Annotated in this window: 1 pseudogene; it reads left to right on the top strand. The window is 33.8% G+C overall.

The features are described 5' to 3' along the window. Positions 1-6: 6 nt before the first annotated feature. Positions 7-272: pseudogene (locus tag ACNQ0T_RS24250) on the top strand (hypothetical protein); the annotation flags it as partial.

The following is a 272-nucleotide window of genomic DNA, read 5'->3' as shown; positions in this document are numbered from 1 at the left end:
GTATTAATGTTCAGTATTGTGCTAATTCCTTTCTTTACAAATGCATACTCGATGCATAAAGGAGATTCGTTTGGATTTATCCCTTCTATTGCGGTACAGGATGCCGCTACATCTGCATTAATGGAAAATATTACTGGTAAAAACATCTACGCAGCTTATGCAACTGGCTTAATAAAAAATAATAAAAACAAAAAAGTATCTCAACACTTATGTAATGGAAAGGATGAAGTTGTAAATACTGCCTTAATTGGAGGGTGTTCGTTAGTTGAATC

Origin of the sequence: Enterobacter cloacae complex sp.6700776 (assembly GCF_048284255.1) — a bacterium.
GTDB classification, from domain to species: Bacteria; Pseudomonadota; Gammaproteobacteria; order Enterobacterales; family Enterobacteriaceae; genus Enterobacter; species Enterobacter intestinihominis.
The sequence above is the reverse complement of the archived record's forward strand: the minus strand, read 5'-3'. Positions and strand labels throughout refer to the sequence as shown.